The sequence below is a fragment of the Streptomyces herbicida genome (genome assembly GCF_032656585.1).
Lineage (GTDB): Bacteria > Actinomycetota > Actinomycetes > Streptomycetales > Streptomycetaceae > Streptomyces > Streptomyces herbicida.
Map to the genome: position 1 here is coordinate 1 of NZ_JAUYWJ010000003.1, position 18,585 is coordinate 18,585.

The 18,585-nt window shown below is 70.6% G+C and carries 19 protein-coding genes and 1 tRNA gene; 14 read left to right on the forward strand and 6 right to left on the reverse strand.

What is annotated here, in order from left to right:
- The 4 genes from Q8A52_RS07010 to Q8A52_RS07025 form a co-directional block, all read right to left on the reverse strand.
- The coding region (locus tag Q8A52_RS07010) for a hypothetical protein (RefSeq protein WP_316749992.1) at positions 1-185 on the reverse strand (185 nt) is incomplete at its 3' end.
- 239 nt (positions 186-424) lie between these two features.
- On the reverse strand, positions 425-1,084 hold the full coding sequence (locus Q8A52_RS07015) for a response regulator transcription factor (protein WP_316750111.1): 660 nt from the start codon (positions 1,082-1,084) through the stop codon (positions 425-427).
- A gap of 253 nt (positions 1,085-1,337) precedes the next feature.
- Positions 1,338-2,687 (reverse strand): sensor histidine kinase, encoded by a 1,350-nt coding sequence (locus Q8A52_RS07020; RefSeq protein ID WP_316749993.1) that lies wholly within the window; start codon positions 2,685-2,687, stop codon positions 1,338-1,340.
- 111 nt (positions 2,688-2,798) lie between these two features.
- Positions 2,799-3,998, reverse strand: coding sequence for a sensor histidine kinase (locus Q8A52_RS07025; RefSeq protein ID WP_316749994.1), 1,200 nt, complete (start codon positions 3,996-3,998; stop codon positions 2,799-2,801).
- A 198-nt stretch (positions 3,999-4,196) separates the two neighbouring features.
- Here Q8A52_RS07025 and Q8A52_RS07030 point away from each other — a divergent pair, with 198 nt between their 5' ends.
- The 12 genes from Q8A52_RS07030 to Q8A52_RS07085 all read left to right on the forward strand — a co-directional run bounded on the left by Q8A52_RS07030 (position 4,197) and on the right by Q8A52_RS07085 (position 15,706).
- Positions 4,197-4,601 (forward strand): NADH-quinone oxidoreductase subunit A, encoded by a 405-nt coding sequence (locus Q8A52_RS07030; RefSeq protein ID WP_263211495.1) that lies wholly within the window; start codon positions 4,197-4,199, stop codon positions 4,599-4,601.
- Positions 4,592-5,257: an NADH-quinone oxidoreductase subunit B gene (locus Q8A52_RS07035; RefSeq protein WP_316749996.1), complete on the forward strand. Its 666-nt coding sequence runs from the start codon at positions 4,592-4,594 to the stop codon at positions 5,255-5,257. Before Q8A52_RS07030 ends, Q8A52_RS07035 begins: the two co-directional genes overlap by 10 nt.
- Positions 5,254-6,621, forward strand: a complete 1,368-nt coding sequence (locus Q8A52_RS07040; protein ID WP_316749998.1) for an NADH-quinone oxidoreductase subunit C — start codon at positions 5,254-5,256, stop codon at positions 6,619-6,621. Before Q8A52_RS07035 ends, Q8A52_RS07040 begins: the two co-directional genes overlap by 4 nt.
- Positions 6,618-7,586, forward strand: a complete 969-nt coding sequence (locus Q8A52_RS07045; RefSeq protein ID WP_316750000.1) for a complex I subunit 1/NuoH family protein — start codon at positions 6,618-6,620, stop codon at positions 7,584-7,586. The genes Q8A52_RS07040 and Q8A52_RS07045 overlap by 4 nt, the downstream gene beginning before the upstream one ends.
- Positions 7,586-8,137: a NuoI/complex I 23 kDa subunit family protein gene (locus Q8A52_RS07050; RefSeq protein WP_316750001.1), complete on the forward strand. Its 552-nt coding sequence runs from the start codon at positions 7,586-7,588 to the stop codon at positions 8,135-8,137. Before Q8A52_RS07045 ends, Q8A52_RS07050 begins: the two co-directional genes overlap by 1 nt.
- On the forward strand, positions 8,134-8,745 hold the full coding sequence (locus Q8A52_RS07055; RefSeq protein ID WP_316750002.1) for an NADH-quinone oxidoreductase subunit J family protein: 612 nt from the start codon (positions 8,134-8,136) through the stop codon (positions 8,743-8,745). The genes Q8A52_RS07050 and Q8A52_RS07055 overlap by 4 nt, the downstream gene beginning before the upstream one ends.
- Positions 8,745-9,119, forward strand: a complete 375-nt coding sequence (gene nuoK, locus Q8A52_RS07060; protein WP_316750004.1) for an NADH-quinone oxidoreductase subunit NuoK — start codon at positions 8,745-8,747, stop codon at positions 9,117-9,119. Before Q8A52_RS07055 ends, nuoK begins: the two co-directional genes overlap by 1 nt.
- Entirely contained in the window at positions 9,116-11,110 is a 1,995-nt protein-coding gene (locus tag Q8A52_RS07065; RefSeq protein WP_316750006.1) for an NADH-quinone oxidoreductase subunit 5 family protein, read from the forward strand. The genes nuoK and Q8A52_RS07065 overlap by 4 nt, the downstream gene beginning before the upstream one ends.
- A 6-nt stretch (positions 11,111-11,116) precedes the next feature.
- A complete protein-coding gene (locus tag Q8A52_RS07070) occupies positions 11,117-12,691 on the forward strand; it encodes a complex I subunit 4 family protein (RefSeq protein WP_316750008.1) in 1,575 nt (524 codons plus the stop codon).
- A complete protein-coding gene (locus Q8A52_RS07075) occupies positions 12,688-14,211 on the forward strand; it encodes an NADH-quinone oxidoreductase subunit N (RefSeq protein WP_316750010.1) in 1,524 nt (507 codons plus the stop codon). The genes Q8A52_RS07070 and Q8A52_RS07075 overlap by 4 nt, the downstream gene beginning before the upstream one ends.
- 242 nt (positions 14,212-14,453) lie before the next feature.
- Positions 14,454-15,317 (forward strand): zinc metalloprotease HtpX, encoded by an 864-nt coding sequence (gene htpX, locus Q8A52_RS07080; protein ID WP_316750012.1) that lies wholly within the window; start codon positions 14,454-14,456, stop codon positions 15,315-15,317.
- Positions 15,314-15,706 carry a YccF domain-containing protein gene (locus Q8A52_RS07085; protein WP_316750014.1) on the forward strand — a complete coding sequence of 131 codons (393 nt, stop codon included), beginning with the start codon at positions 15,314-15,316 and terminating at the stop codon, positions 15,704-15,706. Before htpX ends, Q8A52_RS07085 begins: the two co-directional genes overlap by 4 nt.
- A 106-nt stretch (positions 15,707-15,812) precedes the next feature.
- Here Q8A52_RS07085 and Q8A52_RS07090 read toward each other — a convergent pair whose 3' ends face one another.
- On the reverse strand, positions 15,813-17,063 hold the full coding sequence (locus Q8A52_RS07090) for an APC family permease (protein ID WP_316750016.1): 1,251 nt from the start codon (positions 17,061-17,063) through the stop codon (positions 15,813-15,815).
- Positions 17,064-17,253: 190 nt separating this feature from the next.
- Between Q8A52_RS07090 and Q8A52_RS07095 the strand changes: the two genes are divergently transcribed.
- Positions 17,254-17,520: a GlsB/YeaQ/YmgE family stress response membrane protein gene (locus Q8A52_RS07095; protein ID WP_316750018.1), complete on the forward strand. Its 267-nt coding sequence runs from the start codon at positions 17,254-17,256 to the stop codon at positions 17,518-17,520.
- A gap of 82 nt (positions 17,521-17,602) precedes the next feature.
- On the opposite strand, the gene Q8A52_RS07100 is transcribed toward Q8A52_RS07095, so the two are convergent.
- Positions 17,603-18,091, reverse strand: a complete 489-nt coding sequence (locus Q8A52_RS07100) for a YajQ family cyclic di-GMP-binding protein (RefSeq protein ID WP_316750020.1) — start codon at positions 18,089-18,091, stop codon at positions 17,603-17,605.
- A gap of 226 nt (positions 18,092-18,317) precedes the next feature.
- Between Q8A52_RS07100 and Q8A52_RS07105 the strand changes: the two genes are divergently transcribed.
- Positions 18,318-18,399: transfer RNA gene (locus Q8A52_RS07105), tRNA-Tyr, on the forward strand.
- The last annotated feature ends 186 nt before the right edge of the window (positions 18,400-18,585 follow it).

An 18,585-nucleotide genomic window follows, 5' to 3' on the forward strand; every position in this document is an offset into this window, starting at 1 on the left:
CCGAAGGACGCCGTCTCGGACGTGAACCGGTCACCGGTGAGCTGCATACCGTCACCCGAGTCCCCCGCGAACCGGATGATCACCCGATCGAGACGTCGGACGTCCTTCACGCCACGCGGTTTCCGCTGCTCTCCTACGACGGCTCCGTCGGCCTGTTCCGCTGTCCTGCTGACCTGGCTGGTCACTGAACTGGACCTCCTTCGAGGCGGCTGTCCGGGCTTGGTCGTCCCATGGACCTTCCCAGGATCAACCCTACGTCGGTTAGGGTCGCCTTCCCTCGGCCGTTCGCATGATGGACGGCACATTGAGACGACTCGTCGCCCTGACTTGTCATGATTTCTCGCCCCCCGGCGCTTTCTATGGAGACGCTCCCGTGCGTTGCTCGGTTCTCGTTCCGGGATTGCGCTGACACGGTGTCAGGTCTTCATGAGTTCAGATAGGTGAGAACGGCCAGAACACGCCGGTGGTCCCCGTCGCTGGGCGACAGCCCGAGCTTCAGGAAGATGTTGCTGACGTGCTTCTCCACGGCTCCGTCGCTGACCACCAGCTGCTTGGCGATCGCCGAGTTCGTCCGTCCCTCGGCCATCAGCCCCAGGACCTCCCGCTCCCGGGGGGTGAGCCCGGCGAGCACGTCCTGCTTGCGGCTGCGCCCGAGCAGCTGCGCGACCACCTCGGGGTCCAGTGCCGTACCGCCCTGGGCCACCCGTACGACCGCGTCCACGAACTCCCGCACCTCGGCGACCCGGTCCTTGAGCAGATAGCCGACGCCGCGGCTGGAACCGGCCAGCAGTTCGGTGGCGTAACGCTCCTCCACGTACTGTGACAGCACCAGCACACCGAGACCGGGATGCGCCTTGCGCAGCCGCACCGCGGCCCGTACCCCCTCGTCGGTGTGCGTCGGCGGCATCCGTACGTCCGCGACGACGACATCCGGCAGCGCGCCCTGCGCGTCCAGGTCGGCGATGGTCTTGATCAGCGCCTCGGCGTCCCCGACGCCGGCGACGACCTCGTGCCCGCGGTCGGTCAGCAACCGGGTCAGGCCCTCCCTGAGCAGCACCGAGTCCTCGGCGATGACCACCCGCACCCTGTCCTCCACGATCTTCCGGCCCCCGCAACCCGTCTTCGTTCCGTGCCCGCCTGACGAAAGTCCAGCATTCCAGCATTCGGACCTCGTCGCGCCCGGGCTACGGGATTAGGCGCGGGGCATGTCGGGTTCCGCTCCCCGGACGGCTTGTTGTGGTGTGCTGCGGGCGTGCCGCGGCAACCGGGGGCGGCAACGGGGGAGCCGACGCCTCCGGGGGCTCGGGGCCGGCGGTGAGGTCCGCCGGCCGAATGCGTCAGCGGCGCCAGGGCAGCTCCGCCGTGATCCGGGTGGGTCCGCCTGCCGGGGAATCCACGACCAGGATCCCGTCCACGGCGTCCAACCGCTCGGCCAGCCCCGCCAGCCCCGAGCCCCCTGAGACGTCGGCTCCCCCCACCCCGTCGTCCGCGACCTGCAGCATCAGCCGGTCGTCCGACCGCCACACGTCTACCGTGGCCTGACGGGCCCGGGAGTGCTTGCTGATGTTCTGCAGCAGCTCGGAGACGGTGAAGTAGGCGATCCCCTCGATGGCCGGAGCCGGCCGCTCCTCGAGGTCCACGTCGACCTGCACCGGCACCGTGCACCGTGAGGCGACCGCGGACAGCGCCGCGTCCAGACCCCGGTCCGTCAGCACCGCCGGATGGATCCCGCGGGCCAGGTCGCGCAGCTCCTGGAGCGCCGTCTTCACCTCGCCGTGCGCCTCCTCGACCATGTGCGCCGCCGCCTTCGGGTCCTCCGTCAGCTTCTCCTTCGCCAGCCCCAGATCCATGGCCAGCGCCACCAGCCGCGCCTGTGCCCCGTCGTGCAGGTCCCGCTCGATGCGCCGCAGGTCGGCGGCCGCCGTGTCGACCACGACCCCCCGGTCGGACTCCAGCTCCACCACCCGCGTCGCCAGCTGCGACGGTCCGAGCAGCCCCTGCACCATCAGCCGGTCCACCAGCGTCAGCGCCCGCACGATCCACGGCGTGGCCAGCGTGAAGAGCAGGCCCACCAGCGCGGTGACGGTGATCTCGAAGGGGTTGTCGAGGTAGATGCTGTGGGTCTCGTCGCCGTACAGCTGAAGGCCGCCCTGCCCGCCGTACATCGGGAACAGCCAGAACCACAGCGGGTACGTCAGCAGTGCCCAGCCGTACGCCCAGAAGTTCACCGCGACGACGAACGAGAACACCGCCCACGGGAAGTACAGCAGCGCGTACAGCAGGTTCCGCCACGACGTGCCGCTCTTCAGGACCGCGCCCATCCAGGCCATCGCGCCTGGCTTGCGCATGCGCAGCGGCTCAGGGCCGGCCACCTGGAGGCGGAGCAGCCCGCGGGCCCGCGCCCGCTCCAGCGCCCCGAAGCCGCGGCAGCCCGCCAGCGCCGCCGCCAGCACCGGAATCCCGAGGAACGTCACCAGCAGGCCCGCCCCGAGCGACACCATCGTCACGGCGAACACGAAGAGCAGGGTGCTGATCGGGAAGCCGAGCAGTACGTAGCCGAACTCACGCCAGCTGCGTGCCTCGAACGGAGCCCGCAGGGCGGCGGGCAGCCGCCGCTCCCTCTCGTCCGCGTCCCGGAATCCGGGCCCGCTGTGGTGCCCGTACCCCTGTCCGTACTCCGTGGCCATCGGCGTCGTCCGTTCTCCTCGTCCGGCGGCTGTGTTGCCGTACCCCCACCCTGGTCCGCCGCAGGTCCGCGGACCATGGAGGCCGTCGGCGTCTTGTCCGGGGGGTTTTCCCTACCCCTGGCGGGGGGCCTGGCTCCGGTCCCGCCAGGGCAGCTCGGCGGTGACCGTGGTCGGGCCGCCGGGCGGTGAATCGACGACGAAGAGGCCGTCGACGGCACCCAGCCGGTCCGCGAGACCGCGCATACCGCTGCCGCCGTCCAGGCGCGCGCCCCCGCGCCCGTCGTCCCACACCTGGATCAGCAGCCGGTCCTTCGCCCGCCACACGTCGACCGAGGCGGACCGCGCCCCGCTGTGCTTGCTGATGTTCTGCAGCAGCTCCGAGACCGTGAAGTAGGCGATGCCCTCGATCGCGGCGGCCGGTCTCGACTCCAGGTCGGCGGTCACCTTCACGGGCACGGTGCAGCGGGAGGCGACCGAGGACAGGGCCGCGTCCAGGCCACGGTCGGTCAGTACGGCGGGATGGATACCGCGGGCCAGATCGCGCAGCTCCTGGAGCGCCAGCTTCACCTCGCCGTGCGCCTCCGCGACCATCGCCGCGGCCGAATCGGGGTCCTCCAGGAGCTTCTCCTTGGCCAGGCCCAGTCCCATGGCCAGGTTGACCAGGCGCGCCTGCGCCCCGTCGTGCAGATCGCGCTCGATGCGCCGCAGATCGGCGGCCGCGGTGTCGACCACGACCCCGCGATCGGACTCCAGTTCGGCGATACGGCGTTCCAGCTCGTCGGAGGGCGAGAGCAGCCCGCGCACCATCACCCGGTCCACGTTCGACAGCCCCCGCACGATGTACGGCAGCACCGGCCACAGCACGAACAGCCCGGTCACCACCGTGACGAAGGTGAGGATGCCCCACGGCAGCCGGATGAGGTCGTACAACAGCGTGCGCCAGCCCACCGGGTCCTTCAACGCCATCCACAGCCCCTGCAGCCCGCCGCCCTTGCCGCGCGGCAGCCGACTCGGCTCCTCCACCCGCACCCCGAGCAGCCTGCGGGCCCGCGCCCGCTCCAGCTTCCCCAGCTGCCGCGCGCCCAGCAGCGCGGCCGCGAGCAACGGGAAGCCGACCACGGTGACCGTCAGGATGCCGCTCACGAACAGCGCGCTGACCGCGTAGGTGAAGCCGAACAGCGCCATCGGCAGGTTCACCAGGAGATGCGCGATCTCCTTCCAGGTGTGCGGGTCATAGGCGAAACGGACCGGTGGCAGATGTTCGTCGCCGTCGGCCCGCGCGATGCCGGCGGAGGAGGAGGGAGCGGTCATACCGGTTAGCGTGCCGTGCGCGGCACGATGGCGCCATGAAGTTCGCCGCCGGGGTCTCCTGGGGAAAACCCCACCCTTCTGTCTCACGCCGTGACAGGCTGCTTACGGTCTCTTTATCAGGGCCTAGACTCCCGTGCGTACAGATCGTCGAATCAAGAGTTAACTGAAGTCACCAGGTCAGGGAGCGAGGGACGGACGTTGCGGGAGACGTTGGGGGGCTCGACCACCGTCGCGGCGGGGTACTTCCAGTCCTATTCGGTCGTGGGACTGCTTGCTCTTGTGGGCGTGCTCTTCGTCGGAGTCGCCTTCGGTGCGGGACGGCTGCTGCGGCCGGTCGTCCCCACACCAGAAAAACTGCTGACATACGAGTGTGGCGTGGACCCTGTAGGTGAGGGCTGGGCACACACCCAGGTCCGCTACTACGTCTACGCCTTCCTGTACGTGATCTTCGCGGTCGACTCGATCTTCCTGTTCCCGTGGGCGACGGTCTTCGCCGCCCCCGGCTACGGCGCGACCACGCTCGTGGAGATGTTCATCTTCCTCGGCTTCCTCGCCGTGGGCCTGCTGTACGCATACAAGAAGGGAGTCCTGGCATGGACGTGACGAACGTGACGCCGGAAGCGACTCCTTCGACCACGCCTTCGACCAGTCCTTCGACCACTCCTTCGCTCTCCGAGCCGGTGCTGCTTCCGGAGCCGAAGCGGCTGGGCGCGCTCGCCCGCCTGGCTCCCGAGCCCATGAAAGTGGTCCTGAACTGGGGCCGCCGCTACTCGCTCTGGGTCTTCAACTTCGGCCTCGCCTGCTGCGCGATCGAGTTCATCGCCGCGTCGATGGCCCGGCACGACTTCATCCGCCTGGGCGTGATCCCCTTCGCGCCGGGTCCGCGCCAGGCCGACCTGATGGTCGTCTCCGGCACGGTCACGGACAAGATGGCTCCCGCGGTGAAGCGCCTGTACGAGCAGATGCCCGAACCGAAATACGTGATCTCCTTCGGCGCCTGCTCCAACTGCGGCGGCCCCTACTGGGACTCCTACTCCGTCACCAAGGGCGTCGACCAGATCATCCCGGTGGACGTCTACGTCCCCGGCTGCCCGCCGCGCCCCGAGGCGCTGCTCCAGGGGATTCTCAAGCTCCAGGAGAAGATCGCCAGGGAGTCCCTGGAGGAGCGGTACGGCGCCGCCGGTGTCCCGCGGCCTTCGGCGGCCGCGCTGCAGAGCCCCCTGGTGAAGGCGCCCGTTGCCGAGGGGGACGCGAGATGACCACGGTCGGCTGGCTGCCCGCCCCCGTCGAAGACCTCTTCGGCGCGGAGGCCACAGCCGAGGAGTCTTACGAGGTCCTGACGGTGGACGTCCCGCCGTCCTCCTGGCTCACCGCCCTGGAGACGGCCCGTACGACCCTGTCCTGCACCTACTTCGACTGGCTGAGTGCGGTCGACGAACCGGGCACGGGATTCCGCGTCTCGGCACACGTCGTCGCCCTGTTCCCGGTCCGCCGTCTGCTGCTGCGCACGACGGTCCCGCACGAGGCCCCGGTCCTCGCCTCCGCCGTCGGCATCTACGCGGGCGCGCGCTGGCACGAACGTGAGACGCACGAGATGTTCGGCGTTGGCTTCGAGGGCCATCCCGGCCTGGACCACCTCCTCCTCCCGGAGACCTTCGAGGGCCACCCCCTCCGCAAGGACTTCGTCCTCGCTTCACGCGTCGCCAAGGCCTGGCCCGGCGCGAAGGAACCGGGCGAGTCCGACCACGGCGGCCCCAAGCGCCGCCAGATGCTCCCGCCGGGCGTCCCCGACCCCAACGAGTGGGGCCCCCTGAAGGGCCAGCTCCCCCCCGCCCCGGCCCGCCCCGCCCGCGCCACCGCGGGCGAACGCCCCGCCCGCGCGGCGGGAGAGCGGCCGGTTCGCCGTGCCCGCACGGCGGCACAGGGCTCGGCCAGCCAGACTCCGACACCGGAGTCCGCGGCCGGCGAGACTGCTGCGACGGCCCCCGCTCCGGCCGCCGAGGGCGCCGCTCCGGCCGCTCCCGCACGCCGGGCACGCAGCGTGAGCGGGGGCTCCGCTTCCCAGAGGGGAGAGGAGACGACTTCGGCGCAGCAGCCTTCGCCGACCGGGCCGACCGGGCCGACCGGGCCGACCGGGCAGTCGGAGCCGACCGATCAGCCGGAGCCGACGGGAGCGCCGGAGTCTGCGTCTGCCGCGGGACCACGCCGGGCGCGGAGCGCCTCGGGAGGCTCGTCCTCGCAGCGCGCGGCGTCGGCAGAACCATCGGCACCGGGTGCCCCCACCCGGCCGTCCTCGCCTCCCACCGCCGCCCGCAGCTCGGACGCCCCCTGGCATCACGCCCGCCCGGCCTTCGACGAACCGGAGACCACGCCCGCGGGCACGTCGGCGAAGCCCACCGAGGCGCCCCCTTCCGAGGCGCCCCCTTCCGAGGAGTCGGCCTCCGAGGCGTCGGCGGCTGAGCCGCCCGCACCCGAGGGCCGGCCCACCGACGCACCCGCGCAAGAAGAGTCGCCCACTCCGGCCCCCGAGCCGGAAGAGCCGACCCCCAGGGAGCAGGCCCCCGCGGCCGATCCCGACCCCGAAGACCAGAACCGTGACGACCGCACCGGAGGCCCGCAGTGAACGACGCGCTCGACGTCACCCTGCGACTTCTGGCCGTCTTCGTCGTCTTCCTCACCTTCCCGCTGATCGTCGGCCAGACCGAGCACAAGGTGATGGCCCACATGCAGGGCCGTCTCGGCCCGATGTACGCCGGCGGCTTCCACGGCTGGGCCCAGCTCATCGCCGACGGCGTGAAGTTCGCGCAGAAGGAGGACGTCGTCCCGGCCGGCGCGGACCGCCGTATCTTCCAGCTCGCCCCGGCCGTGGCCCTCCTGCCGTATCTGCTCGTCCTGCTCGCCATCCCGATCGGCCCCGGCGAGGGCGCGGTCGGCCAGGTCCTCGACGCGGGCGTCTTCTTCGTGCTCGCGGTGATGGGCGTCGGCGTCCTCGGCTCGCTCATGGCCGGCTGGGCCAGCGCCAACAAGTTCTCCCTCCTCGGCGGCCTGCGCACCGCCGCCCAGCTCCTCGCCTACGAACTCCCGATGCTCCTCGCCGCCGCCTCGGTGGCGATGGCGGCCGGCACGGTCTCCCTCCCCGGCATCGTCAGCGCCTTCCACTGGTGGTGGCTGCCCTGGCAGATCACCGGCGCGCTCGTGTTCTTCGTGGCCGGCCTCGCGGAGCTGCAGCGGCCGCCCTTCGACATGCCCGTCGCCGACTCGGAGATCATCTTCGGCGCGTACACCGAGTACACCGGTCTCCGCTTCGCCCTGTTCCTGCTCGCCGAGTACGCGGGAATCATCGTCCTGTGCGGCCTGACCACCGTCCTCTTCCTGGGCGGCTGGCACGGCCCCTGGGGAGCCGAGGGCCTCGGCTGGCTCTGGACCCTCCTGAAGACCGCGATCCTCGCCTTCGTCGTCATCTGGCTCCGCGTCACCTACCCGCGCCTGCGCGAGGACCAGCTCCAGAAGCTCTCCTGGACCCTCCTCGTCCCTCTCTCCCTCGCCCAGATCGCCCTCACCGGCATCGTCAAGGTGGTGATCTCCTGATGTCCCCCATCCCCGGCTCCGGCCTTGCCAAGGGACTGGCCGTCACCCTGCGCACGATGACCAGGAAGACGGTCACCGAGCAGTACCCGGACGTCCAGCCCGACCTGCCGCCGCGCACCCGCGGTGTCATCGGCCTGTTCGAGGAGAACTGCACGGTCTGCATGCTGTGCGCCCGCGAGTGCCCCGACTGGTGCATCTACATCGACTCCCACAAGGAGACGGTCCCGGCGGCGGCCCCCGGCGGCCGCGAGCGCAGCCGCAACGTCCTCGACCGCTTCGCCATCGACTTCTCGCTGTGCATGTACTGCGGTATCTGCATCGAGGTCTGTCCTTTCGACGCCCTGTTCTGGTCCCCCGAGTTCGAGTACGCCGAGACCGACATCCGCGAACTCACCCACGAGCGCGACAAGCTCCGAGAGTGGATGTGGACCGTCCCGGCCCCGCCCGCCCTCGACCCGGGCGCGGAGGAGCCGAAGGAACTCTCCGCCGCCCGCAAGAGCGCGGAGAAGCTCGCGGCCGCGCAGGCCGAGCCTCAGGAGGGGGACGCGTGAGCCTCGCCGCCGCAACCCACGGCTTCCTCTCCCCGAACGGCGTCGAGATCGCCTTCCTCCTCGTCGGTCTCGTCACCTTCGGCGCCGCCCTGGTCACCGTCACCACCCGGCAGCTGGTGCACGCCGCCCTGTGGCTCGTCGTCACCCTCGGCGGCCTGGCCGTCGAGTACCTCCTGCTCACCGCCGAGTTCATCGCCTGGGTGCAGGTCCTCATCTACGTCGGTTCCGTCGTCGTGCTCCTCCTGTTCGGTCTGATGCTCACCAGGGCCCCCATCGGCCGCTCCCCGGACGCCGACTCCGGCAACCGCTGGGCCGCCCTCACCGTGGCCGTCGCCGCCGCGGCCGCCCTGGTCTGGGTGGTCGTCGACGCCTTCCGCACGACCTGGATCGACCTGAACGGCGCCGCCGCCGGCTCGACCAAGGTCACCGGCCAGAGCCTCTTCCAGAACTGGGTGCTCCCCTTCGAAGCGCTCTCCGTCCTCCTCCTCGCCGCCCTGGTCGGCGCGATCGTCCTGTCCCGCAAGGCGAAGGCGGAGGCGGCCACCCCGGCCGGCGGGCAGGTCCCCGGCAGCCGCAGCGGCCAGGCAGACAAGGAAGGTGTCCGCTGATGCACCTCGCCTATCCCGCCGTGCTCTCCGCCCTCCTCTTCTGCACCGGCCTGTACGGCGTCCTCGCCCGCCGCAACGCGATCCTGGTCCTGATGTCCGTCGAGCTGATGCTCAACGCCGTCAACCTCAACCTGGTCGCCTTCGACGTGTGGCTCAGCAAGGCGGCCCGGGAGACCCTGCACTCCGGCCAGGCCCTGACCCTGTTCACCATCGCCATCGCCGCCGCCGAGATCGGCATCGGCCTGGCGATCGTCCTCGCCGTCTACCGCAACCGCGGCACCTCGGACATCGACCGGCTCCGCGACACCGCGGAGGGCCACGAGGCCGACGGCCCCGACGCCCTCGCGGCCGAGAAGGCTGAGGCCACCGCGTGACCACGACCACCCTCGCCGTCCTCGTCCCCCTCCTGCCGTTCCTGGGCGCCGCCGCCGGCCTGCTGCTGGGCCGCACCGCCCCCGGATTCGTCCGCCCGCTCGCCGTCCTGCCGACCTTCGCCGCACTGGTGCTCGCCGTGCTGGTCGCCGTGCGCCAGGGCGGCGATGCGGCCATCACCGCCCACACCGAGCTCACGCCGACCGGCTCGATCCCGATCGAGCTGGCCCTGTACGTCGACGGCTTCGCCGCCCTCGTCGCCATCCTGGTCGGCGTCGTCGCCACCTGTGTGCAGGTCTACTCGACCGGCTACCTGCGGGACGACCCGCGCTACCCCTCCTACGCCGCCCTCGTCTCCCTGTTCACCTCCGCGATGTTCCTGGTCGTCTACTCCGGCGACCTGATCGTGCTGCTGGTCGGCTGGGAAGTCATGGGCATCTGCTCCTACTTCCTGGTCGGCCACTACTGGGAGACCCCGGAGGCCCGCGCCGCCTCCATCAAGGCCTTCCTCGTCACCAAGCTCGGTGACGTCCCCTTCCTGATCGGCCTGTTCGCGCTGGCCACCGACGCCGGTTCGTTCCAGATCACCAAGGTGCTCGGGACCGTCGCGAGCGGCGGGCTCGACCATCCGACCCTGATCGCCCTGCTGCTCCTGGCGGGCGTGGCGGGCAAGTCGGCGCAGTTCCCGCTGCACACCTGGCTTCCCGACGCGATGGCCGGTCCGACCCCTGTCTCCGCGCTCATCCACGCCGCGACGATGGTCGCCGCCGGTGTCTACTTCGTCGCCCGTCTCCTCCCGGTCTTCCAGGCCTCCGCGGCCGCGATGGTCGTACTCGCCGTCATGGCCGCCGTCACCATGGCCGGTTCGGGCCTGGCCGCACTGGCCCAGGACGACATCAAACGGGTCCTCGCCTACTCGACCATCGGCCAGCTCGGCTACATGACCGGCGCTCTGGCCGTCGGCGACCGCGGTGCCGCCGTCTTCCACCTCCTGTCGCACGGCGCCTTCAAGGCGCTGCTCTTCCTCGCGGCCGGCGTGATCATCCACGCCGCCGGCACCAACTCGCTGGCCGCCATGCACCGCATGAGCCACCTGCGCGACCGCGTCCCGGACGCCTTCTGGACGATGACCGTGGCGCTCCTCGCGCTCGCCGCGATCCCGCCGTTCAGCGGCTTCTTCTCCAAGGAGTCCGTCCTCGGCGCCGCCGAGCACGTCGCCACCGGCCACACCGAGCACGCTCCCGGCAGCGCCGGCTGGATCGTCCTCGTCGCCGGTCTGATCACGGCCCTGCTCACCGCCGCCTACGCGACCCGCCTGTGGCTGCTCGCCTTCCGCGGGCGGGGGGCCGAGGCCCCGGACCACGGCAAGCAGCCCCTGACGATGACCGTCGTGCTGTGGGTGCTCGCGGTCCCGTCGATCGCCATGGGCGGGCTCGCCTACCGGGTGCTGCCCGACTGGTTCGACGGGCGCGAACTGAACCCGACCCTGGTCACCACCATCCTCGGCACCGGCCTCGCCCTGGTCGGCGTCCTCGTCACCTACGGCGCCTGGCAGCGCACCTCGGCACTTGCCGCCAGAGTCCCGCTGGGCGCCGTCGCCGCCCATCCCGAGGGCGACGCCGGGCTCGTCGAGGCGGAGGCCATCGCCACCCACAAGCCCGCCTACGGCGACGTGGCCTACGCACCCGACCCGGCGGATCCCGGACGGCTGCTGCTCGGCCCGCTGTACCGGCACGCGGCCGTCGGCTTCCACCTGGACGCCGTGTACGCGGCGCTGTTCGTCCGCCCGGTCCGGGCCGGAGCGAGTCTCGTCCAGTTCCTCGACCGCGAGGTCGTCGAGACCTACGTACGCGGCGCGGCCGCGCTACCCCGCCTGCTCGGGGCCGCCGTACGGCGCGCCCAGACCGGCAATGTGCAGACCTATGTGAGCGCGCTGCTCGCCGGCACCGTCGTCCTGGCGGTCGCCGTCCTCCTCGTCGCCACGGGAGCGTGAGCAGGCGTGATCGATATCAACGAGTCCGTGATGCAGTTCCTTCTGGCATTCGTCGTCGTCGGCCCGCTCCTCGGCGCCGTCGCCGCTCTCCTGCCCGCGCCGCCCGGACTGAAGGGGAAGTCGCCCGAGCAGGCCGTGCTCCGGCACGGAGTGACCGTCACCGGCGCGATCCTCGTCGCCGCGATCGTCCTCGCGCTCGGCTTCGACCACGACCAGCCGTCGAAGATGCAGGCCACGACCGACATCAGCTGGATCCCCGCACTCGACGTGCGGATCCACCTCGGCATCGACGGCATCTCCCTCCCCCTTCTCGTCCTGACCGCGCTGCTGACCTTCCTCTGCGCGCTGTACTCCTACTTCAAGATGCCTGCGGGGCCGACCCCGAAGGCCTTCGTCGCACTGCTGCTCGTCCTCGAGTCCGGCACGCTCGCGACCTTCGCCGTCCTCGATCTGCTGCTGTTCTTCCTCGCGTTCGAGATGGTGCTCATCCCGATGTACTTCCTCATCGCCCGCTGGGGCGGTGCGGGCCGGACCCAGGCCGCCTGGAAGTTCATCCTGTTCACGCTGCTCGGGTCCGTCGTCATGCTGCTCGGCCTGCTCCTGATCGGAATCAAGGCGGGCACATTCGACATGGTGGCACTCGCCACTGACAACGGCCGGTCGCTGACCACATCCGTGCAGGTCATCGCCGTTTTGACGATCGGGATCGGGCTCGCGGTCAAGACGCCGATGTGGCCGCTGCACAGCTGGCTGCCGGACGCCCACACCTCCGCCCCGACCGTGGGTTCGGTCCTGCTGGCCGGTGTGCTGCTGAAGATGGGTACGTACGGGTTCGTCCGGATCCTGCTGCCGATCGCGCCGGACGGCTTCCACACCTTCGCGCCCTACCTCGCCGCCTTTGCCGTCGTCGGGATCATCTACGGATCCCTCGCCTGCCTCGCCCTGGCCAAGCAGGGCGCGAAGGGCGATCTGAAGCGGCTCATCGCCTACTCCTCCGTCGGTCACATGGGTTTCGTGCTGCTCGGCATCGCGACCATGACCCCGACCGGCGTGAACGGCGCGCTGTTCGCCAACATCGCCCACGGCCTCATCACCGGCCTCCTCTTCTTCCTGGTCGGCGCGCTGAAGGACCGCACGGGCACGACCGACCTCGACGCCCTTGCCGAGGAGACGGGCGCCGCGCTGTACGGCAAGGCCCCGCGCATGGGCGGCCTGCTGGCCTTCGCCGCGGTCGCCTCGCTCGGTCTGCCGGGCCTGGCCGGATTCTGGGGCGAGATGCTGGCCATGTTCGGCGCGTTCAACCCCTCGGCCGACCTCAGCCGGCCCGCGTTCCTCACGTTCATGTCCATCGCCGGGTTCGGCACGCTGCTGACCGCCGCGTACATGCTGATCGTGGTCCGCCGCGTCTGCATGGGCGCCGTACCGCAGGACATGCCGAAGCTCGCCGACGTACACACGTACGAGTTCGCGGCCTGGACCCCGCTCGTCGCCCTCACCGTCGTCGCCGGACTGTGGCCGAAGGTCCTTCTCGGCCTGACCAATCCGGCTGTGCAGCAGCTCCTCGCAGGAGGCACCCGATGAGCGCCCTGGCCCAGCCGCTGGCAGCGTCGGCTGTCCAGTCCGTCGACTGGCTCGCCATCGCCCCGCCCACCGCCGCGGCGGTCGTCGGACTCGCCGTCCTCGTCGCCGACCTGTTCGTGCCCGACGCGAAGAAGGCCGTCCTCGGCTGGGTCTCCGTCGCGGGACTCGCCGTCTCGGCGCTTCTGCTGCTGCCCCTTCTGGACGGCGACCGCAGCACGTTCTGCCTCACCGGCGACCCGAGCGCGTGCAGCTACACGGCCGACCGGTTCACCCTCGTCATCCAGTTCCTCGTCCTCGGCGGCGCCCTCCTCGCGGCCCTGCTGTCGGTCACCGCGCTGAAGGACGCCGGCAGGAACGTCCCCGAAGGCGAGTTCTGGTTCCTCCTGCTGTCCTCTGCGGCGGGCGCCGCCCTGCTGCCCGCCTCCCGCGACCTCGCCACGCTCATCGTGGCCCTGGAGGTCGCCTCCCTGCCCGCGTTCGCCCTCGTCGGCATCCGGCACGGCGACCGCAAGTCCTCCGAAGCGGCCCTGAAGTTCTTCCTGTCCTCGGTCACCGCCACCGCGGTCAGCCTGATGGGCATCAGCTTCGTGTACGCCTCCACGGGCACCCTCTACCTGACCCAGATCGCCGACCGCATCCAGCACGTCGACGGGCAACTCCACACACTCGCCCAGACCGGGGTCGTGCTCACCCTCGTCGGCTTCGCCTTCAAGACGGCCGCCGTCCCCTTCCACTTCTGGGTGCCCGACACCTATGTGGGAGCGCCGCTCCCCGTCGCGGCCTATCTGTCGGTCGTCGGCAAGGCGGTCGGCTTCTCCGGCCTGATCCTCGTCACCGTCGTCGCCCTCCCCTCGTACGGCGACGTGTGGGGACCGGCGGTCGCCCTGCTCGCCGCCCTCACCATGACCGTCGGCAACGTCGGCGCCCTGCGCCAGCAGGCCACGCGCGCCTACAGCGCCGTACGGCTGCTCGCCTGGTCCTCCGTCGGCCAGGCCGGCTACCTCCTGGTGCCGATCGCCGCCGCCGCGTACGTCAAGGACGGCCAGAAGGCGATCGGCTCCACTGTCGCCTACGCCCTCATGTACGGCGCGGTGAACCTCGGCGCCTTCGCGGTGGCCGCCCTGGTGGGCCGTACGAAGCCCCTCAACCGCATCTCGGACTACCGGGGCCTGTACGCGTCGAACCCCCTCGCCGCGCTGACCCTGGCCTTCTTCCTGCTGTGCCTCGCCGGACTGCCGCCGGGCATCATCGGCCTGTTCGCGAAGGTCACCGTCTTCTCGGCGGCCGTCGACGCGGGCCTGGGCTGGCTGGCCGTCGTCATGGCCGTCAACGTGGTGATCGCCCTCTTCTACTACCTCCAGTGGACGGCCCTGCTGTTCCGCGCCCCCGAGGGTGAGCCCGCGAAGCACCGAGTCCCCGCCCCGCTCACGGCCGCGATCACCGTCACCGCCGTCCTCGGCATCGCCCTGTCCGGAGCTCCCCAACTGGTGCTGCGCTTCGCGGCCACCGGCCTGTTCTGAGCCCTCCTCACGCGCGCGTGGGCAAGCCTTGCCCCCCACGCGCGCGTGCGGGCCGCGGCCGCCGTCACCCAAACGGCCCATGCGCGGCAACGCACGCACAAGGGAACTAGTGGCCGCCGCCTCGCGTTGACCAGTGCGGGAGGGTCCACTGGACGTGACACCACGGCACCAGTGGCTTCGGACACCAGCAAGCAGCTCAGCAAACAAAGGGTTCCCCTGCTGCACCACTTGGAGGGCGTACCGTGCACCGCCGGCACAACGGGCTCAGGACGGCAGTACTCCTCGGGGGACTGTCCGCGCTCATCATCGTCATCGGCAGCTTCTTCGGCCGCACTGGCCTGATCGTCGCCGTCCTGATCGCGCTCGGCACCAACGCGTACGCGTACTGGAACAGCGACAAACTGGCGCTGCGTGCGATGCGCGCCCGCCCGGTGAGCGAGTTCGAGGCCCCCGCCCTGTATCGCATGGTCCGAGAGCTCTCCAACCAGGCCCGGCAGCCGATGCCCCGCCTGTACATCTCCCCGACGGAGGCGCCGAACGCCTTCGCGACGGGCCGCAACCCGCGCAATGCCGCCGTGTGCTGCACCGAGGGCATCCTGCGCCTCCTGGACGTGCGCGAGCTGCGCGGCGTGATCGGCCACGAGCTCAGCCATGTCTACAACCGCGACATCCTCATCTCGTCGGTCGCGGGCGCCCTCGCCTCGGTGATCATGTTTTTGGTCAACTTCGCCTGGCTCATTCCGATCGGCCGCTCGGACGACGACGACGGCCCCGGCCTGCTCGGCCTGCTGCTGATCATGATCCTGGGCCCGCTCGCGGCCTCCCTCATCCAGCTGGCCATCAGCCGTTCCAGGGAGTACGAGGCGGATGCCTCGGGCGCCCAGCTCACCGGTGACCCGCTCGCCCTCGCCAGCGCCCTGCGCAAGCTGGACGCCGGCACCAAGCAGCTTCCGCTGCCCCCGGAGCCCCGGATCGAGACCGCGAGCCACATGATGATCGCGAACCCCTTCCGTCCTGGTCAGGGACTGACCAAGATGTTCTCCACGCACCCGCCGATGGCGGACCGGATCGCACGGCTAGAGAAGATGGCAGGTCGCAACCAGTGAAGACCATCCTGAACGTCATTTGGCTCGTCCTGAGCGGGTTCTGGCTGTTCCTGGGGTATCTGCTCGCGGGCGTGCTGCTGTGCATCACGATCATCGGCATCCCGTTCGGCATCGCGGCCTTCCGCATCGGCGTCTACGCCCTGTGGCCCTTCGGGTACACGACGGTCGAGCGCCGTGACGCCGGAGCCGGCTCCTGCATCGGCAACGTCCTGTGGCTGATCCTCGCCGGCTGGTGGCTGGCCATCGCCCACATCGTCACCGGTATCGCCCTGTGCATCACGATCATCGGGATCCCGTTCGGCATCGCCAACTTCAAGCTGATCCCCATATCGCTGCTGCCGCTGGGACGCGAGATCGTGCCCACGGACCAGCCGTTCGCGACGCGCTGACCACGCGCGGGGGACCCGGGGCCCTGAGGGGCGCGTCGGGAAGCCGCGTTCGCGCCCTTCCTCCGGAAAGCCGACTTCGCGCGCTTCCTGTCGGGCCCGGGCCGCCCTATCGGGTTCGGGCCGCCACCCACCGCCGTACGCCGAAGGCCCCTGCCCCCACCGCCAGTACGGCCGCCCCGACCACCACCGAGGCGGCCGGCAGCGCGAACGCCAGCGTCACGCACCCCAGCAGGCCCACCGCGGGTACCGTGCGCGACAGTGGAGCCGAGCTCAGCGTCCAGGCAGAGGCGTTGGCCACCGCGTAGTAGGCCAGCACACCGAACGACGAGAAGCCGATGGCGCCCCGCACGTCCACCGTCGCGGCCAGCACGGCGACGACCGCGCCCACGGCCAACTCGGCCCGGTACGGCACCTGGAAGCGCGGATGCACGGCGGCCAGGGCCCCGGGCAGATGACGGTCGCGGGCCATGGCCAGCGTCGTCCGGGACACGCCCAGGATCAGCGCGAGCAGCGACCCCAGCGCGGCCACCGCGGCCCCCACCCGCACCACGGGGACCAGCCCCGCGGCCCCGGCCGCCCGCACCGCGTCGGCCAGCGGCGCGCTCGCGTGCCCGAGACCGTCGGCGCCCAGCACGGAGAGGACGGCGACGGCCACGCACGCGTACACCGCGAGCGTGATGCCCAGGGCCAGCGGGATCGCGCGGGGAATGGTGTGAGCCGGGTCCCGTACCTCCTCGCCGAGGGTCGCGATCCGCGCATACCCGGCGAACGCGAAGAACAGCAGCCCCGCCGCCTGAAGGACCCCGCCCACGCCCTTCGACACCCCGACGTCCAGCCGTCCGGCGTCGGACTCTCCGGAGGCGAGGCACACCACCACGACAGCGGCGAGGACAGCCAGCACCACCGCCACGATCACCCGGGTCAGCCAGGCCGACTTCTGGATGCCGCCGTAGTTCACCGCGGTCAGCGCCACCACCGCCGAGACGGCCACCGCATGCGCCTGCCCCGGCCAGACGTATGCGCCGACGGTGAGCGCCATGGCGGCGCAGGACGCCGTCTTCCCGACGACGAAGGCCCAGCCCGCGAGGTACCCCCAGAAGTCCCCGAGCCGCTCCCGCCCGTACACGTAGGTGCCGCCCGACGCCGGATACCGGGCGGCCAGCCGCGCCGAGGACATGGCGTTGCAGTACGCCACCACGGCCGCGAGACCCAGCCCCACGAGCAGCCCCGATCCGGCCGCGCGTGCCGCGGGCCCCAGGGCGGAGAAGACGCCCGCCCCGATCATCGAGCCGAGCCCGACGACCACGGCGTCACGCACCCCCAGGGTGCGCCGGAGAGGGGATTCGGAGCCTGTCATGCGCCGCACCCTACTGATCGCTGCAACCGCCCGGTCTACCGGCGGCGTCCTCGCCATCGACAAGGCACGAACACGCGCGCGACGGACACCCCGGACCACCGCATGGCACGGACTGCGCAGCACGCCGGCCCGGACGCAGATCACAGGGCCGGGACAGTGCGGACACAGCGCGAGAGGGCAGGTTCACGGTATGGGCATCATCGGTTGGATCATCCTGGGACTGTTGGCCGGAGCTATCGCGAAATTCCTGCTGCCGGGCCGTGATCCCGGCGGCTTCATCGGCACGACGCTCATCGGCGTCGCGGGCGCGTTCATCGGGGGCTGGATTTCGGCCCGCTGGCTGGACCACCCGATCACCAAGAACTTCTACGACGGTGCCACCTGGGCCGCCGCGATCGGCGGCTCACTGGTCCTGCTGATCGTCTACCGCATCCTGTTCGGCAACTCGCGCGACTGAGCGCGTCCCGTGACCGCAGCCAGCAGGCGAGAAGGGTGGGCACCGCTTGGTGCCCACCCTTCCTCGTTCTCGCCGCCGGGGACTACCGGTAGTTCACGAACTGCAGTGCGAAGTCGAAGTCCTGGCCCTTCAGGAGCGCGATCACGGTCTGCAGATCGTCGCGGCTCTTGGAGCTGACGCGCAGCTCGTCACCCTGGACCTGGGCCTTCACACCCTTGGGGCCCTCGTCGCGGATGATCTTCGCCACCTTCTTCGCGTTCTCCTGGGAGATGCCCTCCTGGATCGACGCGAAGATCTTGTACTCCTTGCCGGAGAGCTGGGGCTCGCCCGCGTCCAGCGCCTTCAGCGAGATGCCGCGCTTGATCAGCTTGGACTGGAAGACGTCGAGGATCGCCTTGACCCGCTCCTCGGAGTTCGCCTGCATCAGGATCTTCTCGCCGGACCAGGCGATCGAGGCGTCCACACCCTTGAAGTCGTAGCGCTGCGAGACCTCCTTGGCGGCCTGGTTGAGGGCGTTGTCGACCTCCTGCCGCTCGACCTTCGAGACGATGTCGAAACTGGAGTCGGCCATGTCCTGTGGCTCCTTGTATCCGGGTGCGTATCGGGTGCGTGTCGGCGTGCGTGGGGGTGGCCGCCGAGCCCGGCACAGGGCCGGTCCGCATCCGCACCAGCCTAGCCACCCCGCGCCCCGAGAGTGCCGCTCAATCGAGTGGCGAAGCACCCCTCTGCATCGGGTATTGTTTACGTCGTTGCCAGGGAGCACCGCCGAAAAGCGATGCGACGCGGCAGCAAACCCCGGCGGTGTGCCCGAGCGGCCAAAGGGAGCAGACTGTAAATCTGCCGGTTCTACCTTCCCAGGTTCGAATCCTGGCGCCGCCACACTGGGGATGACCCCCTCCGATCTGCGGAAACGCGGAGTGGAGGGGGTCTCTTCGTGTTCGGGGGCGATTTTTCGAGTGGAATCGAAACTGGGTGACTTGTATCACACTGGTCAGCGCGGATCCCGGGGCTGATCGGGGTTTCCGGACCAGGCGCGGACCAAGGCGCGGAGCCACGATGCATCCA

Bases quoted from the DNA above. Each gene is read 5' to 3' on its own strand.
- Q8A52_RS07020 (WP_316749993.1), bottom strand. From the start codon at position 2,687: ATGGCCACGGAGTACGGACAGGGGTACGGGCACCACAGCGGGCCCGGA.
- Q8A52_RS07025 (WP_316749994.1), bottom strand. From the start codon at position 3,998: ATGACCGCTCCCTCCTCCTCCGCCGGCATCGCGCGGGCCGACGGCGAC.
- Q8A52_RS07035 (WP_316749996.1), top strand. From the start codon at position 4,592: ATGGACGTGACGAACGTGACGCCGGAAGCGACTCCTTCGACCACGCCT.
- Q8A52_RS07040 (WP_316749998.1), top strand. From the start codon at position 5,254: ATGACCACGGTCGGCTGGCTGCCCGCCCCCGTCGAAGACCTCTTCGGC.
- Q8A52_RS07050 (WP_316750001.1), top strand. From the start codon at position 7,586: ATGTCCCCCATCCCCGGCTCCGGCCTTGCCAAGGGACTGGCCGTCACC.
- nuoK (WP_316750004.1), top strand. From the start codon at position 8,745: ATGCACCTCGCCTATCCCGCCGTGCTCTCCGCCCTCCTCTTCTGCACC.
- Q8A52_RS07075 (WP_316750010.1), top strand. From the start codon at position 12,688: ATGAGCGCCCTGGCCCAGCCGCTGGCAGCGTCGGCTGTCCAGTCCGTC.
- Q8A52_RS07090 (WP_316750016.1), bottom strand. From the start codon at position 17,063: ATGACAGGCTCCGAATCCCCTCTCCGGCGCACCCTGGGGGTGCGTGAC.
- Q8A52_RS07095 (WP_316750018.1), top strand. From the start codon at position 17,254: ATGGGCATCATCGGTTGGATCATCCTGGGACTGTTGGCCGGAGCTATC.
- Q8A52_RS07100 (WP_316750020.1), bottom strand. From the start codon at position 18,091: ATGGCCGACTCCAGTTTCGACATCGTCTCGAAGGTCGAGCGGCAGGAG.